Annotated in this window: 12 protein-coding genes and 7 tRNA genes; 18 read left to right on the top strand and 1 reads right to left on the bottom strand. The window is 63.1% G+C overall.

Annotated features, from left to right (window positions below):
- Complete coding sequence (gene mutS, locus G467_RS0101625) at positions 1 to 2,571, bottom strand: DNA mismatch repair protein MutS (protein WP_081644531.1); 2,571 nt, start codon at positions 2,569 to 2,571, stop codon at positions 1 to 3.
- A 61-nt stretch (positions 2,572 to 2,632) separates the two neighbouring features.
- On the opposite strand from mutS, the gene G467_RS0101620 reads away from it, so the two are divergent.
- The 18 genes from G467_RS0101620 to lon all read left to right on the top strand — a co-directional run bounded on the left by G467_RS0101620 (position 2,633) and on the right by lon (position 16,865).
- A complete protein-coding gene (locus tag G467_RS0101620) occupies positions 2,633 to 3,136 on the top strand; it encodes a CinA family protein (protein ID WP_022967984.1) in 504 nt (167 codons plus the stop codon).
- Between the two features lie 41 nt (positions 3,137 to 3,177).
- Positions 3,178 to 4,068 (top strand): hypothetical protein, encoded by an 891-nt coding sequence (locus tag G467_RS0101615; RefSeq protein ID WP_022967983.1) that lies wholly within the window; start codon positions 3,178 to 3,180, stop codon positions 4,066 to 4,068.
- Between the two features lie 45 nt (positions 4,069 to 4,113).
- Positions 4,114 to 4,767 (top strand): transcriptional repressor LexA, encoded by a 654-nt coding sequence (gene lexA / locus G467_RS0101610; RefSeq protein ID WP_026802262.1) that lies wholly within the window; start codon positions 4,114 to 4,116, stop codon positions 4,765 to 4,767.
- Positions 4,768 to 4,932: 165 nt separating this feature from the next.
- Complete coding sequence (gene recA / locus G467_RS0101605; RefSeq protein WP_022967982.1) at positions 4,933 to 5,970, top strand: recombinase RecA; 1,038 nt, start codon at positions 4,933 to 4,935, stop codon at positions 5,968 to 5,970.
- Positions 5,970 to 6,467 (top strand): regulatory protein RecX, encoded by a 498-nt coding sequence (locus G467_RS0101600; RefSeq protein WP_022967981.1) that lies wholly within the window; start codon positions 5,970 to 5,972, stop codon positions 6,465 to 6,467. Before recA ends, G467_RS0101600 begins: the two co-directional genes overlap by 1 nt.
- Positions 6,468 to 6,629: 162 nt before the next feature.
- On the top strand, positions 6,630 to 9,281 hold the full coding sequence (gene alaS / locus G467_RS0101590) for an alanine--tRNA ligase (RefSeq protein ID WP_022967979.1): 2,652 nt from the start codon (positions 6,630 to 6,632) through the stop codon (positions 9,279 to 9,281).
- A gap of 130 nt (positions 9,282 to 9,411) precedes the next feature.
- Positions 9,412 to 9,633 (top strand): carbon storage regulator CsrA, encoded by a 222-nt coding sequence (csrA, locus tag G467_RS0101585; RefSeq protein WP_022967978.1) that lies wholly within the window; start codon positions 9,412 to 9,414, stop codon positions 9,631 to 9,633.
- 66 nt (positions 9,634 to 9,699) lie between these two features.
- A tRNA-Ser gene (locus G467_RS0101580) sits at positions 9,700 to 9,792 on the top strand.
- Between the two features lie 231 nt (positions 9,793 to 10,023).
- Positions 10,024 to 10,100, top strand: a tRNA-Arg gene (locus G467_RS0101575).
- A gap of 129 nt (positions 10,101 to 10,229) precedes the next feature.
- Positions 10,230 to 10,306, top strand: a tRNA-Pro gene (locus tag G467_RS0101570).
- Positions 10,307 to 10,361: 55 nt separating this feature from the next.
- Positions 10,362 to 10,438 (top strand) — tRNA-Arg (locus G467_RS0101565).
- 11 nt (positions 10,439 to 10,449) lie between these two features.
- A tRNA-His gene (locus G467_RS0101560) sits at positions 10,450 to 10,526 on the top strand.
- A 59-nt stretch (positions 10,527 to 10,585) separates the two neighbouring features.
- Positions 10,586 to 10,661, top strand: a tRNA-Lys gene (locus G467_RS0101555).
- A 29-nt stretch (positions 10,662 to 10,690) separates the two neighbouring features.
- A tRNA-Leu gene (locus tag G467_RS0101550) sits at positions 10,691 to 10,775 on the top strand.
- Positions 10,776 to 10,860: 85 nt separating this feature from the next.
- Complete coding sequence (gene tig / locus G467_RS0101545) at positions 10,861 to 12,159, top strand: trigger factor (RefSeq protein WP_022967977.1); 1,299 nt, start codon at positions 10,861 to 10,863, stop codon at positions 12,157 to 12,159.
- A 65-nt stretch (positions 12,160 to 12,224) separates the two neighbouring features.
- A complete protein-coding gene (gene clpP, locus G467_RS0101540) occupies positions 12,225 to 12,848 on the top strand; it encodes an ATP-dependent Clp endopeptidase proteolytic subunit ClpP (RefSeq protein ID WP_022967976.1) in 624 nt (207 codons plus the stop codon).
- Between the two features lie 141 nt (positions 12,849 to 12,989).
- Positions 12,990 to 14,279, top strand: a complete 1,290-nt coding sequence (gene clpX, locus G467_RS0101535) for an ATP-dependent Clp protease ATP-binding subunit ClpX (protein ID WP_022967975.1) — start codon at positions 12,990 to 12,992, stop codon at positions 14,277 to 14,279.
- Positions 14,280 to 14,426: 147 nt separating this feature from the next.
- Complete coding sequence (lon, locus tag G467_RS14990; RefSeq protein WP_022967974.1) at positions 14,427 to 16,865, top strand: endopeptidase La; 2,439 nt, start codon at positions 14,427 to 14,429, stop codon at positions 16,863 to 16,865.
- Positions 16,866 to 17,031: the final 166 nt, after the last annotated feature.

Here is a 17,031-nt window from a genome sequence, read left to right as displayed (position 1 = left end):
TCAGAGCTGCGATTTCAGGCGATATAGCGCTTCCAGCGCCTGCTTCGGCGTGAGCTCATCCGGTTCGATCGCTTCGAGCGCAGCCAGCGCTGGCGACGGCGAGGAAAACAATCCAAATTGCTGCGGTTGATCGAGCGCGACCGGCGTCATCGCTGGCGTATGCGCTTCGCCGCGACGCTCGAGTTCGATCAGGGTCTTGCGCGCCTGCTCGACCACGCGGCGCGGCAAACCGGCGAGGGCGGCCACCTGCAGGCCGAAGCTGCGATTGGCTGGGCCGTCCTTCACCGCGTGCATGAACACGAGCTTGTCGCCGTGTTCGATCGCATCGAGATGCACATTGGCGATGCCGCTGCCCGGTTCGGCAAGCGCCGTAAGTTCGAAATAGTGGGTGGCGAACAAGGTGTACGCGCGGTTGTGGTCGGCGAGATGACGCGCGCAGGCTTCCGCCAGCGCCAGGCCGTCGTAGGTCGACGTGCCGCGTCCGATTTCATCCATCAGCACCAGCGAGAATTCGCTGGCGTGATGCAGGATGTAACTGGTTTCCGCCATCTCGACCATGAAGGTCGATTGCCCGCGCGCGAGATCGTCGCCGGCGCCGATGCGGGTGAGGATGCGGTCGATCGGGCCGATCTGCGCACGGGCGGCCGGAACGAAACTACCGATGTGGGCAAGCAAGACGATCAGCGCGTTCTGGCGCATGTACGTCGACTTTCCGCCCATGTTCGGACCGGTGATCACCAGCATGCGGCGATCGGGATCGAGCATCAGATCGTTGGGTTCGAAGGGTTCGTTGCGCACCGCTTCGACAACCGGATGCCGGCCGCGTTCGATGCGGATGCCCGGCGCGTCGTCCAAGACCGGGCAGGCCCAGTCGAGCGCCTGCGCGCGTTCGGCGAAACCGGCCAGAACATCGAGTTCGGACAGGGCGAGCGCGCACTGCTTGAGCGATTCCAGGCGTTCGTTGAGCCCATCCAGCAGTTGTTCGTACAGCAGTCGTTCGCGTGTCAGGGAACGTTCGCGCGCCGACAGGACCTTGTCCTCGAACGCCTTGAGCTCTTCGGTGATGTAACGCTCGGCGCCGGTGAGCGTTTGCCGGCGCGTGTAGTGCGTCGGGGCACGTTCGGACTGGCCTTTGCTGATTTCGATGTAGTAGCCATGCACGCGGTTGTAGCCGACTTTCAGCGTGGCGATGCCGGTGCTGGCTTTTTCGCGCGCTTCCAGGTCGATGAGGAACTGGTCGGCATTCGTGGACAGTTCGCGCAGTTCGTCGAGTTCGGCATCGAAGCCGCGGGCGATGATGCCACCGTCGCGCAGCAGCACCGGCGGATGCTCGTTGACCGCCTGGGTCAGCAGCGCCGCGGTGTCACCGTGTTCACCCAGCGACATCGACAGGGCGACCAGTCGTGGCGAATCCAGCGCCGACAATTGTCCGCGCAAGCCGGGTAAGGCGCGCAAACCGTCGCGCAGGGTAGAAAGATCGCGCGGTCGCGCCGAGCGCAGTGCTACCCGCGTGAGGATGCGTTCGAGATCGCCGATGCCGCGGAAACTTTCGCGCAGCGAGGCGTCGGTGCGGCTGTCGATCAGCGCTTGCACCGCATGGTGACGTTCGCCCAGCACGCGCCGGTCGCGCAGCGGTCGGTTCAGCCAGCGCCGCAACAGGCGTCCACCCATCGGGCTGATCGTGCTGTCGAGCACGCCGAGCAGGGTGTGCTCGATGCGGCCGTCGGTGCGGGCGTCCAGCTCCAGATGCCGGCGCGTGGCGGCATTCAGGGCGATCGCTTCGTCGGCCGACTCGAAGGTGATCGAGGTCAGGTGCGGCAGACGCTGCTTCTGCGTTTCTTCGACGTAACCGAGCAAGGCGCCGGCCGCCGCCACCGAAAGGGGTTTTTCTTCGAGACCGAAACCGGTGAGGTCGTGCAGTCCGAAAAACTTCAGCAGCTGCCGGCGGCAGGTTTCCGCATCGAAGTACCAGCTCGCGCGTCGACGCAGACCGGTGGCAGCGAGCACGGCAGCCGGCCAGCCATCTTCATCGGCGATGAGCACTTCGGCGGGCGCGAGTCGGGCGAGTTCGGCGGTGAGGGCGTCTTCGTTCGGCACGTCGCTGACCAGGAAGCGTCCCGCCGACAGATCCGCCCAGGCGAGGCCAAAACCCTGGCGGCCGCGGGACACCGACAGCAGCAAGGTATCGCGACGTTCGTCGAGCAGGGCTTCGTCGGTGACCGTGCCCGGCGTGACGATGCGCACGACCTTGCGTTCCACGAGGCCCTTGGCCAGCGCCGGATCGCCGATCTGTTCGCAGATCGCCACCGATTCGCCGAGCGCGACCAGTCGCGCGAGATAACCCTCGATCGCATGCACCGGCACGCCTGCCATCGCGATCGGTTGGCCGCCGGAATTGCCGCGCTGAGTCAGCGTGATGTCGAGCAGGCGCGCCGCTTTGCGCGCGTCGTCGTAGAACAGCTCGTAGAAGTCGCCCATGCGGAACAACAGCAGGATGTCCGGATAGTCCGCCTTGGCGGCGAAAAACTGGCGCATCAGGGGCGTGTGCTGAACAGACTCGTTGGACGACATCGTGACAGGCGGCGAGACGGCCCTATAGTCTACCCGCCAACTCCGTCCGGACCGCAGCCCCATGAGCCAATACGACGATCTCACCCTGCATCGCCTCGCGGAAGAGGTGGGCGTCGTGCTGCGCGCCAACCGGCAGATGCTGTGCACGGCCGAGAGTTGCACGGGCGGATGGATCGCCAAGATGATCACCGACATCCCGGGCTGCTCGGACTGGTTCGACTGCGGCATGGCTGCCTACAGCTACGAAGCCAAGCAGGCGCTGTTGGGCGTCCGGCCGGAAACGCTGACTCAGCACGGTGCCGTGAGTCGGGAAACCGTGCTGGAGATGGTTTCCGGCGCCTTGGTCACCTCGGGTGCAAGCGTGGCCGTGGCCGTGACCGGTATCGCCGGTCCGGGCGGCGGCATGCCCGACAAGCCTGTCGGAACGGTCTGGATCGGGTGGAAACGCCGCGGTGGCTATCCGTTGGCGGAGGTCTATCATTTCGAAGGCGACCGCGAAGCGGTGCGCCGGCAAACGGTGCTGAAGGCACTCGAAGGATTGCTGGGTCCGTTGATGGCGCGGTGAACCAACCTGCATCGGCGGCAGATCAACCGGGAGGCCACATCGTGATCAGGAAGCTTCAGCAAGCTTGGAAGCGCGCGTACCACGATTTCTACCGGCGCCTGCCCGGCGTGCGTGAATCGAAAGCGTTGCAGCAGGAAATCACCCGCATCGGCGGTTTGCTGAGCAATGGTCTCGCCTACCAGACCTACGAGCAGTTGCTCGCCGCCGATCCGCGCCAGGCCGATCCCAAGCGACTGTCGAAATACGGCGTGAGCGTGAACTCGCAGAACGGCGAGGACGGCATGATCAACGAAATCTTTCGTCGGATCGGCCGGGAGAGTCGCGTCTTCGTCGAGATCGGCGTTGGCGATGGGTTGGAAAACAACAGTGCGTTCCTGCTCGCGCAAGGATGGCGAGGTTATTGGATCGACGGCGACGGTCGCTTCGTCGACGTCGTCGCTCCGGCCTTGGCCGGGCGCGAGGATCGCTTGCAATGGCGGGTGCGCTTCGTCGATCGCGAGAATGTCGGCGGCATCCTTGCGGAGATGGCGGTGCCGCAGGAATTCGATCTGCTGTCGCTGGATGTCGACCAGAACACGCTGTTCGTCTGGGAAGGGTTGCGGACCTATCGGCCGCGCGTGGTTGTGGTCGAGTACAACGCTGCGATTCCTTCTGATGTTGACTGGCGGGTGCGCTACGACAAGGATCGGGTTTGGGACGGCAGCCAGAACTACGGAGCGAGCCTGAAAGCCTTCGAGACGTTGGGGGCCGAGCTCGGCTACCGCCTGGTGGGCTGCGATTTCAACGGGGTCAACGCGTTCTTCGTGCGCTCCGACCTCGCGGGCGGGCACTTTGCCGAGCCCTTCACCGCCGAAAACCATTACGAGCCGGCGCGTTTCCTGCTCCTGCACCGGGCAAGCCATCGGCGCGCCCTGCTGGACCTGCCCGATTGAAGGCAGGGCTTGCAGTTCGGGGTCGTTAGTAGTATTACTACTAACATGAACCTGACCGACACCCAGCAGGCAATCCTCGACTTCATCACCGCCCGCATCGAAGCGGACGGTGTGCCGCCTTCGCAGACGGAAATCGCGGCGGCGCTGGGTTTCCGGGGGGTTCGCGGCGCGCAATACCATCTTGAGATCCTCGAGCAGGCCGGTGCGATCAAACGCATTCCGGGCCAGGCGCGCGGGATCCGGCTTTGCCATGCCGCGCCGGTCGAGGAGGAACCGGAACTCGTCGAACGATCGACCTCGTCCCGGTCGGACGACGCGCTTCGACTTCCCATCCTCGGCCGGGTCGCGGCGGGCGCCCCTATCGGCGCCGACATCGGGGCGGACGGATACGTCCTGCTCGATCGCAGCTTCTTTTTTCCGTCCCCCGACTATCTGCTCAAGGTCAAGGGCGACTCGATGCGCGACGACGGCATTTTCGACGGTGACCTGATCGGCGTGCATCGCACACCGGATGCGCATTCGGGCCAGATCGTGGTGGCCCGCATCGACGACGAAATCACGGTCAAGCTGCTCAAGATCGGCAAGGACGGTATTCGGTTGTTGCCGCGAAATCCGGACTACGCCCCCATCGAGGTCAAGCCCAACCAGGACTTTGCCATCGAAGGACTGTACTGCGGTCTGGTGCGCTCGGGCCGATGAATTCCCACACGCGCATGCGGTGTTTCCCGGTGCGGGGATGGGTCGGCTTCCGGCTTTCTTTAATCCCGGAAAGAACTAATTTGGTTTCACGCGGTTTCGTCTCAGTCCGTGCGACCGCTGCCTCTTACATTGCTTCCACCCGATAACGAACCAAGGAATTCCACGATGGACGACAACAAGAAACGCGCCCTCACCGCCGCCCTGAGCCAGATCGAGAAGCAGTTCGGCAAAGGCGCCGTGATGATCATGGGCGATCGTAGCGCGGAGCCGGCGGAAGTCATCGGCACCGGTTCCTTGATGCTCGACCTCGCCCTGGGCATCGGTGGCCTGCCCAAGGGTCGCGTCGTCGAGATCTATGGTCCGGAATCCTCGGGCAAGACCACGCTGACCCTGCAGGTGATCGCCCAATGCCAGAAGGCGGGCGGCACCGCGGCATTCGTCGATGCCGAGCATGCGCTCGATCCGACCTATGCCCAGAAGCTGGGTGTGAACGTGGACGACCTGCTGGTGTCGCAGCCCGATACCGGCGAACAGGCGCTGGAAATCGCCGACATGCTGGTGCGCTCGAACGCCGTGGACGTCGTCGTGGTCGACTCAGTCGCCGCTCTGACGCCGAAGGCGGAAATCGAGGGTGAAATGGGCGAACTGCAGGTGGGTCTGCAGGCGCGTCTGATGAGCCAGGCCCTGCGCAAGCTCACCGGCAACATCAATCGCTCCAATTGCATGGTGATCTTCATCAATCAGCTGCGTATGAAGATCGGCATGATGATGCCGGGCCAGAATCCGGAAACGACCACGGGCGGCAACGCGCTCAAGTTCTATGCCTCGGTGCGATTGGATATCCGCCGCATCGGCTCGGTCAAGAAGGGCGACGAGATCATCGGCAACGAGACCAAGATCAAGGTCGTCAAGAACAAGATGGCGCCGCCGTTCAAGCAGGTCATCACCGAAATTCTCTACGGCGAAGGTATTTCGCGCGAAGGCGAACTCATCGAGATGGGCGTGGACGCCAAGCTCGTCGAGAAGGCCGGTGCCTGGTACAGCTGCTTCGGCGAGCGGATCGGGCAGGGCAAGGAGAATGCCCGCCAGTACCTCAAGGACAACCCCAAAATGGCGATCGAGCTCGAGGCGAAGATTCGCGAGAAGTTGCTGCCGAAGCCGGTCGTCGCTAAGCCGGCGGCGGCTGCGGATACCGACGCCTGATGAAAGCCCGGCGCGAGGGGCGGGACAAGACCCGCCCCGAGCCTACGGCCTACCAGCGAGCTTTGGGCTTGTTGGTCCGGCGTGAGCACTCGCGCAAGGAGCTGACTCGAAAGCTCAAATCCAAGGGTGTCGAGTCTGATGAGGCCGACACCGCTCTGGAGAAGCTGGCGCGTCAGGATTTTCAAAACGATGCGCGATTTGCCGAGGCCCTCGCCCGAACGCGGGCGGCGTCCGGGTTCGGACCGGTCCGTATTCGCGCCGAGCTGGGAACACATGGACTCAGCCGCGACGATATCGATGCGGCCCTGGACACCTGCGACACCGACTGGTCGAAAAGTGCCCGCGGCCTGATTGACCGTCGCTACGGCGACAAGGACCTGGGCGACCCGGCCCTGCGGCGAAAAGCCGTCGATTTCCTGCTCCGCCGGGGCTTCGATCAAAAAACGGCCTATGCCCAGGTCCGGCAGCGCCCGGACGAGGACGAATTCGAAGACTGAACAGGCCGCCCGTGCGCTGTCCGGGAGGCGAGGCATGGGTCTGGCCTGCTAATCTAGGCCCCTGCGGTTTCGATCGAGAACGCCAGCGCCGACCCGTGAACCGGGACTGGCGTTGACGCGTCCTCGTCGATGCCGATTTCCTTCCCTAGCCGACGCCAATCCATGAAAACCAGCGCCGAGATCCGCAAGGATTTCCTCGATTTCTTCGCCTCCAAGGGCCACACGGTCGTGCCCTCCAGCCCGCTTGTGCCCGGCAACGATCCGACCCTGTTGTTCACCAATGCGGGCATGGTTCAGTTCAAGGATGTCTTCCTCGGCGCCGAGAAGCGCAGCTACAAGCGAGCGGCCAGTTCGCAGCGTTGCGTGCGCGCCGGCGGCAAGCATAACGACCTCGACCAGGTCGGCTACACCGCGCGCCACCACACCTTTTTCGAGATGCTGGGCAATTTCAGCTTCGGCGACTACTTCAAGAAGGATGCCATCGCCTATGCCTGGGAATTGCTGACCGGAGTGTGGCAGCTTCCGAAAGACAAGCTGCTGGTCACGATCTACCACACCGACGACGAGGCCTTCGACATCTGGCATCGGGACATCGGTCTGCCGGCCGATCGCATCATTCGCATCGGCGACAACAAAGGTGGGCCCTACGCGTCGGATAATTTCTGGCAGATGGCCGATACCGGTCCCTGCGGTCCCTGTACCGAAATCTTCTACGACCATGGCGCACATATCGCTGGCGGCCCGCCCGGGTCCCCGGACGAGGACGGCGATCGCTTCATCGAAATCTGGAATAACGTCTTCATGCAGTTCGACCGTCAGCCCGACGGTAGCCTGCTGCCGCTGCCGGCGCCCTGCGTGGACACCGGCATGGGCTTGGAGCGCGTCTCCGCCGTGCTGCAACACGTGCACAGCAACTATGAAATCGACCTGTTCCAACATCTGATCAAGCACGCGGCCGCACTGACGGCGACGCAGGACCTCGACAACAAATCCCTGCGCGTGATCGCCGATCATGTCCGCGCGTGTTCGTTCCTCATCGTCGACGGCGTACTGCCGTCGAACGAAGGCCGCGGCTATGTGCTTCGCCGCATCATTCGCCGTGCCGTGCGCCACTTCTGGAAGCTCAATACGCTGCAGGCAGACGGTCAGTTCTGGCGCATGGTGCAGCCATTGGTCGAGATGATGGGCGGAGCCTACCCGGAACTGAAGTCCAAGCAGCCATTCGTCGAGCAGGCCCTGAAAGCGGAAGAAGCGGCGTTCTCGACAACGCTCGACGCCGGCATGACGCGACTCGAAACGGCGCTGGCGGCGAGCGGCGGCAAGCTCGACGGCGAGCAGCTGTTCCAGCTGCACGACACCTACGGCTGCCCGCCCGACCTGATCACCGACATCCTGCGCGAGAAAGACGCCGCACTGTCCGAAGGCGCCACGGCGCAGTACGAATCCCTGATGGAACAGCAGCGCGATCGCGCGCGTGCCGCCAGCAAATTCGCGGGTTCGGTCGGCTTGCCGGCGGAATTGGTCGCGTCGCTGCATGCGACCGAGTTTTTAGGCTATGAGACCCTGGAAAAAGACGGTTGCCGCATCGTTGCACTGGTCAAGGACGGCAAGCCGGTAGACGCGATCGCCGCCGGCGATGAGGCGGTTGTGATCCTTGATCGCACGCCGTTTTATGCCGAATCCGGCGGCCAAGTCGGCGATACCGGCGTGCTGCTCGATCCGGGCAGCGACCGGTTCGAGGTGCGCGATACGGTCAAGCTGTCGGCTATTTTTCACGGCCACGTCGGCAAATTGGTGCAGGGTGCGTTGAAGGTCGGCGACAAACTTTCCGCCCGCGTCGACGGCGAGCGCCGCCAGGCAACGATCCTCAACCATTCGGCGACCCATTTGCTGCATGCAGCCCTGCGCACGGTGCTTGGCGAGCACGTGACGCAGAAAGGATCGCTGGTCGCACCCGATCGCCTGCGCTTCGATTTCTCGCATTTCCAGCCGATTTCCCACGCCGAACTCGATCGCATCGAGAAAATGGTCAACGCCGAGATCCGGCGCAACGCCGAAGCAGAAGTCCATCACATGGGTATGCAAGAGGCGATCGATTTCGGCGCGATGGCCCTGTTCGGCGAAAAGTACGGCGAGCGCGTGCGCGTGCTCAAGATGGGTGATTTTTCCACCGAGCTGTGCGGCGGCACCCACGTGCATCACACCGGCGATATTGGCGTGTTCAAGATCCTGTCCGAAGGCGGCGTCGCTGCCGGCGTACGCCGCATCGAGGCAACGACCGGTGCCGGGGCCTTGGCGCATTTCGACACCCAGACCCGTCGTCTCGAGGAAGCCGCGGAGTTGCTGGGCGGCCGTAGCGATGACGTGGTGGAAAAGCTGCGGCAGTTGCTTGATCGCCAGAAGAAGCTCGAGCGCGAAATCGAGTCGTTCAAGGCCAAAGCCACCGCGGGTGCGACGGCCGATCTCGCGGCGACCGCCATCGACATCGGCGGCGTGAAGCTGGTCGCGGCGCGTCTCGAGGGGCTGGACGCAAAGTCGCTGCGCGATGCCGTCGATACGCTCAAGGGACGTCTCACCGATGCCGTGATCTTGCTGGCTTCCGCGGATGACGGCAAAGCGTCGTTGGTGGCAGGTGTTCAGGGATCGGCCTTGGGTCGGGTGAAGGCCGGCGAATTGCTGTCGCACGTCGCTGCGCAAATCGGCGGCAAGGGCGGCGGCCGACCGGACATGGCGCAGGGTGGCGGCCAGGATGGCCCGGCCTTGCTGGCAGCCCTGGACGGCGTACGCGACTGGGTCGCGCAACGCCTGAACTAGTCGCGGGTATCCGGCGTTTGCGCCGGGGGCCGGTGCGCTCTACCATCGGTTCAGGCTGCCGCCAAGGCAGCCGCGAGCCGTGGGAATCGTCCCAACGGACCGGTGCACGGATGTATCGGGAGGGCAGGTCATGCTGATTTTGACGCGTCGCGTTGGCGAGACCCTGATGATCGGCGACTCAGTCACCGTCACGGTGCTGGGTGTGAAGGGCAATCAGGTGCGCGTGGGAATCACCGCGCCGAAAGACGTGGCCGTGCATCGCGAGGAAATATTCCAGCGTCTGCACAAGGAAGGCGGCGATCCGGCGGCCAAACCCGCCGAGGGCGAAGAAGCTTTGCCGAAGGGCGACTGAGCCGGTATCCTATGCACCAAGTCAGGCCGGCCGATCATCACTGACTTACCCGGACATTCAAGTTTTGGGGAGATGCCCGAGTGGCCGAAGGGGCTCCCCTGCTAAGGGAGTATAGGGTCAAAAGCCTTATCGAGGGTTCGAATCCCTCTCTCTCCGCCAGAACCAAAAAGGCCACCTTCGGGTGGCCTTTTTGGTTTCCGAAAACACGTCGCTGGAATGGAAATTCCTGCTTGAAGCCGCACGCGTTGGACGGTGCATCGCAAGGGATATTGCTCAGATCGCTCGCACGTCTCGCGGTGGAATCTTCGCGCCGCACTCCCGCATCCGCATTTTTCATGCCAACCCCGTTGACGGCATTTAACGCTTCCCCCATAATTCCGCTCCTGCTGTGCGCCCGTAGCTCAGCTGGATAGAGCACCAGGCTACGAACTTGGTGGTCGGGAGTTCGAATCTCTCCGGGCGCGCCACTTAATTCAGGCAAAAAGGGTGCTTCGGCACCCTTTTTGTTCGGTGTCCTCGCCCGCCACGTTGCGTGCCCGGGAAGGGATGCCTAAAGTGTGAATCCGGTTCGTTTCGGCGAACCGGGGCCCGTCCATCGGGGTATAGCGCAGTCTGGTAGCGCGCCTGGTTTGGGACCAGGATGTCGGGGGTTCGAATCCCTCTACCCCGACCAGACTCGCACCTGTGCTGTATCGGCAGGGTTGGTTCGGTGCACAATTCCAGGCAGAGCGCCCGTAGCTCAACTGGATAGAGCACCGGCCTTCTAAGCCGGCGGTTACAGGTTCGATTCCTGTCGGGCGCGCCAAGGTTGCAACGGTGGATGTAGCTCAGTCGGTTAGAGCATCGGATTGTGATTCCGAGGGTCGCGGGTTCGAATCCCGTCTTCCACCCCAGTCACTGGATACGGCATAATGCCGTGTCCGCCGCTGTAGGTAGCGGCAGGAAAGGTTTCGGGCTGTTAGCTCAGTTGGTAGAGCAGTTGACTCTTAATCAATAGGTCGAAGGTTCGAATCCTTCACAGCCCACCAAACCTTCCTGTCTATCTACGTGCGGCAACGCGAAAGTGGCGGAATTGGTAGACGCCCAGGATTTAGGTTCCTGTGGGGAAACCCGTGAGAGTTCGAGTCTCTCCTTTCGCACCATCCGACCGGACGGGCGCAAGGACGAGCCGGCTCCGCGGGTTTTTTATTTTTTCGCGCCGTGAACCGGCGTGTGGCAGGAGTAGACATGCAAGTTTCCCTTGAGAACACCAATCCCCTCGAGCGCCGCATGACGGTGTCGCTGCCTTCCGATCGCCTCGAAGGCGTCGTCGGCAGCCGCCTGCGCGAGATCGCTCGCACTGCCAACCTCAAGGGTTTCCGCCCCGGCAAGGTGCCCGCCAAGGTGATCGAGCAGCGCTTCGGCGCGCAGATCCGCTCCGAGGCGTTCGGCGAGCTGGTCCGCGAGACCTTCGACGAAGCGATCCGTCAGGAAAAGATCCTGCCGGCCGGCAATCCCGAGATCCAGGCCGAGCCCGCGGGCGAGACCGGCGAGATTCGCTACACCGCGACCTTCGAGATCGTTCCCGATTTCGGCCCGGTCGATGTGACCAAGCTGGAATTCGTGCGCGCGACCTCTTCGGTGGAAGACGCCGACATCGACGCGATGCTTGAGACCCTGCGCCAGCAGCGCCGCACCTGGCAGCCGGTGGAGCGTCCCGCGCGTGCTGGCGACCTGGTCAGCGTGGAAACCTCGGCCCAGACCGACAGCGAGCGCCTGCCTCCCGAAGGTGTCGAGCACGGCGCGACGGTCGTCGGATCGAACGCGATGTTCCAGGAAATCGAAGCCCAACTGGTCGGCCTGAGCGCCGGCGAGAGCCGCGAAGTGCCGGTGACCTTCCCCGAGACGTGGCGCGTGCCGGCCCTGGCCGGCAAGACCGCGACTGTGACGGTCAAGGCCGCGCAAGTGTCCGAGCCGGTCGTGCCGGACATCGACGAGGCCTTCATCAAGAGCTTTGGCGTCAAGGGCGGCAAGATCGAAACCTTCCGCAAGGAAGTCCGCGCCAACCTCGAGCGCGAGCTAAAGGGCAAGCTGATGGGCATGCTGCGTGCTGAAGTTGCTGAAAAGCTGGTCGGCGCCTACGCGCACGTCGAGTTGCCGCCGCGGCTGGTCGAGTTCGAAGCCCGCACGCTGGCCCATGCGACCGCCGAGCAGGCGCGCCAGCAGGGTATGAGCAATGTGTCCGATGCGCCCGAGCCGTTCATGGTGCCGGCCCGCAAGCGCGTGGCGGCGGCCCTGTTGGTCGGCGAAATCGCCCGTCAGAACGGGCTGTCGCTGGACCAGGGGCGCGTCCGCGAGACGATGCAGCTGATCGCCTCGACCTACGAAGATCCGAACCAGGTCATTGAACTGTACCGGAACGACCCCAATCTGATGCGTAACCTGCAGAATCGCGTGATGGAGGAGCAGGTGATCGACTGGATCGCCGAGCGCGCCAACGCCACGGAGCAGGCTCTGAGCTTTGCCGACGTGATGCGGGCCGCTTGATCGATCCGCCCCCGGCTCGCAGACCGCTTTCGGGCCTGCGCCAACGAGCAGCAACGGAGATACGCATGGAACCGACTAAGGGTCTGAATCTGGTGCCGATGGTGGTCGAACAGACCAGCCGCGGCGAACGCGCGTTCGACATTTATTCGCGTCTGCTCAAGGAACGCGTCATTTTCCTGGTCGGTCCGATCGACGATTACGTCGCCAATGTGGTGGTTGCACAGCTGCTCTTCCTCGAAGCCGACAACCCCGAGAAGGACATCAGCCTGTACATCAACTCGCCGGGCGGTGTCGTCACCGCTGGCATGGCAATCTACGACACGATGCGCTTTATCAAGCCCGACGTGAGCACGATCTGCGTAGGCCAGGCCGCCAGCATGGGTTCCTTCCTGCTCGCCGCGGGCACCAAGGGCAAGCGCTACATCCTGCCGAACTCCCGCGTGATGATTCACCAGCCCTCGGGCGGCACCCAGGGCCAGGCCAGTGATATCGCCATCCAGGCGAAGGAAATCCTGTACCTGCGTGAACGTCTGAATGCCGAACTAGCCGCCAACACCGGTCAGCCGATCGAAAAGATCGAGCGGGACGTGGAACGCGACTATTTCATGGCCGCCGAGGAAGCCAAGGCTTACGGCGTCGTGGATGCGGTGCTCGACCGTCGCCCCGAAGATTCCATCCAGCCGGGTTGATCCCACCCCCGCTTTCCGCCATTCACGGCCTCCCGGCAGCCTCCTGCCGCCCTTCACGGGCGGTGGGGTTTGACTCCGGGCGGCCTGTGATATTCTCGATTCCGACCCCGTTTTTCGCCCACCAGGGCAGGGCAAGCAAGCATGACTGACGACCGCCAGAGCCGTACCGGCGACAGCAGCAAGATCCTCTACTGCTCCTTCTGCGGCAAAAGCCAGCACGAGGTGCGCAAGCTCATCGCCGGCCCCAGCGTGTTCATCTGCGATGAATGCGTCGAGCTGTGCAACGACATCATCCGCGAGGAGCTCGAGGAGAAGGCCCATGCGGCGCGCAGCCATCTGCCCAAGCCCCGGGAAATCCTCGAGGTGCTCGATCAATACGTGATCGGCCAGCCGCGTGCGAAGAAGACGCTGTCGGTGGCGGTTTACAACCACTACAAGCGCATCGAATCGCGCCTGAAGAACGATGACATCGAGCTGTCCAAATCCAACATCCTGCTGATCGGTCCGACCGGTTCGGGCAAGACGCTGCTGGCGGAAACGCTGGCGCGACTGCTCAACGTCCCGTTCACGATCGCCGATGCGACGACGCTGACCGAAGCCGGCTACGTCGGCGAGGACGTCGAAAACATCATCCAGAAGCTGCTGCAGAAGTGCGACTACGACGTCGAGAAGGCACAGTCGGGCATCGTCTACATCGACGAGATCGACAAAATCTCGCGCAAGTCCGAGAACCCCTCGATCACCCGCGACGTGTCCGGCGAAGGCGTGCAGCAGGCCCTCCTCAAGCTCATCGAGGGCACGGTCGCCTCGGTGCCGCCGCAGGGCGGCCGCAAGCACCCGCAACAGGAATTCCTGCAGGTCGACACCAAGAACATGCTGTTCATCTGCGGCGGTGCCTTTGCCGGCCTGGACAAGATCGTGCAGCAGCGCAGCACGGAGGCCGGTGGCATCGGCTTCGGCGCCAAGGTCAAGAGCCAGGAACGCAAGGCGGACATGAGCAAGCTCCTGTTCGATGTCGAGCCAGAAGACCTCATCAAGTTCGGCCTGATCCCCGAGTTCGTCGGCCGCCTGCCGGTGGTCGCCACGCTCGAGGAACTCGACGAACAGGCGCTGATGAAGATCCTGACCGAGCCCAAGAACGCCATCACCAAGCAGTTCAAGAAGCTGTTTGAGATGGAAAACGTGGAGCTGGAAATCCGTCCGGATGCCTTGATGGCGGTTGCCAAGAAGGCGATGAAGCGCAAGACCGGCGCCCGCGGCCTGCGCACCATCCTGGAATCGGTGCTGCTCGACACGATGTACGACCTGCCGTCGCTGGAGAACGTCAGCAAGGTGGTCGTGGACGAGTCGGTCATCAACCACCAGACCGAGCCCTACCTGATCTACAGCAGTACCCCGGCGGCGCCTCCGCGCGCAGCGTCGGGCGACTGAGGCGAACGGTGGCGGAAATCACCAGAACGGGCCGGTCTTCCGGCCCGTTTCGTTTTTGGGCCGCTCGTCGTATCTTGCTTGCAAGTGCGGTGCGGCATCCCCATAACCTCAAACGAGCAAAGGGTCGACAGGCCCGCCGGAGGACTCATGGAAACCCAGACCCAAACCCGCATTGACCTGCCCGTGCTGCCCTTGCGCGACGTGGTGGTCTATCCGCACATGGTGATTCCGCTGTTCGTCGGGCGCGACCGCTCGATCAAGGCGTTGGATCAGGCGATGGCGGCCGACAAGCAGATCCTGCTCGTCGCGCAGAAGAGTCCGGATGTCGACGACCCGGGCAAGGACGATCTCTACGAGGTCGGCACCCTGGCGACCGTCCTGCAACTGCTCAAGCTGCCCGACGGCACCATCAAGGTGCTCGTGGAAGGCGTGTCCCGCGTCGCCGTCGAAGGCTATGGCGAGAATGACGGCGCGCTGACCGGCAACGGCGTCACGCTCGACTCCAACTACGAGCGTGACGAGCGTGAGTTGGGTGTCACGCTGAGTTCGCTGATGGGTCTGTTCGAGCAGTACGTCAAGACCAATCGCAAACTCCCGCCGGAGCTGCTGACGACTTTGTCGGGCATCGAGGACCCGAGCCGCGTCGCCGACACCATCGCCGCGCATTTAGGCGCGCGCCTGTCCGACAAGCAGCGTTTGCTGGAAACCCTCGATGTCGGCGAACGCCTGGAAGTGCTGATCGGACTGGTTGACGGCGAAATCGACGTGCAGCAGATCGAGAAGCGCATCCGCGGCCGCGTGAAGTCGCAGATGGAACGCAGCCAGCGCGAGTACTATCTCAATGAACAGATGAAGGCGATCCAGAAAGAACTGGGCGACCTCGACGAAGCGCCGAACGAACTCGACGAGCTGGCGAAGAAGATCGCCGCCGCGGGCATGCCCAAACCGGTGGAAACCAAGGCGCGTTCCGAGTTCAATAAGCTCAAGCAGATGTCGCCGATGTCGGCCGAGGCCACTGTCGTGCGCAACTATCTCGACTGGCTCATCGGCGTGCCCTGGAAGAAGCGCAACAAGGTGCGCAAGGACCTGAAAGCCGCTCAACAGGTGCTCGACGACGACCACTATGGCCTGGAGAAGGTCAAGGAACGAATCCTTGAATATCTCGCGGTGCAGGCGCGCGTGAAGCAGATGAAAAGCCCGATCCTTTGCCTGGTCGGTCCGCCTGGCGTGGGCAAGACCTCGCTGGGCCAGAGCATCGCCAAGGCCACGAATCGCAAGTTCGTGCGCATGTCTTTGGGCGGCGTGCGCGACGAGGCCGAGATACGTGGCCATCGCCGGACCTATATCGGATCCATGCCCGGCCGCATCGTGCAGAACCTGAGCAAGGTGGGCAGCAAGAATCCGCTGTTCCTGCTCGATGAAATCGACAAGATGAGCATGGATTTCCGCGGCGATCCGTCTTCGGCCCTGCTCGAGGTGCTCGATCCTGAGCAGAATCACAGCTTCAACGATCACTATCTGGAAGTGGATCTCGACTTGTCCGAGGTGATGTTCGTCGCAACCTCCAATTCGCTGAACATTCCCGGCCCCCTGCTTGATCGCATGGAGGTCATTCGGATCCCCGGCTACACGGAAGAGGAAAAACTCGGCATCGCGCGTCGCTATCTGTTGCCCAAGCAATTGAAAGCGAACGGCCTGCAGGAGCATGAGCTGGATATCCAGGAATCGGCCCTGCGCGACATCGTGCGCTACTACACGCGCGAATCGGGCGTGCGCAATCTGGAGCGTGAAATCGCCAAGATTTCCCGCAAGGTGGTGAAGGAAATCGCACTGGCTGGTCCGCGACCAGCGAAGAAAGAAGGTCCGGCGCCGGCCGTGCAGGTGTCCTCGGAAAATCTCGACAAGTATCTGGGCGTGCAGCGCTTCGATTTTGGTCGAGCCGAGGCCGAGCACGAAGTCGGACTGGTCACCGGACTAGCCTGGACCGAGGTCGGCGGCGACTTGCTGCAGATCGAAGCCTCGCTGTTGCCAGGCAAGGGTCAGCTGATACTCACCGGACAGCTCGGCGACGTCATGCAGGAGTCGGTGAAAGCCGCCTACAGCGTGGTGCGCGCGCGCAGCGAACGTCTGGGCCTGGACTCGGAGTTCCACCAGAAATTCGATACCCATGTGCATGTTCCCGAGGGGGCGACGCCCAAGGACGGTCCCAGCGCGGGCGTGGCCATGGTTACAGCACTGGTGTCCGTTCTGTCGGGCGTGCCGGTGCGTTCGGATGTCGCGATGACCGGCGAGATCACTTTGCGTGGTCGCGTGCTGCCGATCGGCGGTCTCAAAGAGAAGCTTTTGGCCGCTTTGCGCGGTGGCATCAAGATCGTGATCATCCCGGAAGAGAACCGCAAGGATCTTGCCGATATTCCCAAGAACGTCACGCAAGGCATTGAGATCGTTCCGGTGAAGTGGATCGACCAGGTGCTCGACATCGCCCTCGTGCAGCCGCTGGCCCCGCCTTCCAACGATTCGCCGAAGGGCGCCGAGTCGGTGGATGACGCCGCCGAACATGCGAGCGAGAGCACGCGGCCGCATTGATCGACAATTGCCGTATGGCCCGCAAAGCCGCTGTAAATGCGGCTCTCGCGTATTGCACGTGGAAATTTGCACTGGTATAAATCCTCCCAACCGCTGCGGGCTCTTCAGTCCCGGCTGCGGTACAAGAGGATCGGATCGGTGACGTGCATGGCACGACCAGACCCGG

It is taken from the genome of Arenimonas oryziterrae DSM 21050 = YC6267, from assembly GCF_000420545.1.
In the GTDB taxonomy this organism is placed as follows: domain Bacteria; phylum Pseudomonadota; class Gammaproteobacteria; order Xanthomonadales; family Xanthomonadaceae; genus Arenimonas; species Arenimonas oryziterrae.
This window is presented reverse-complemented; position numbering and strand designations above follow the sequence as displayed.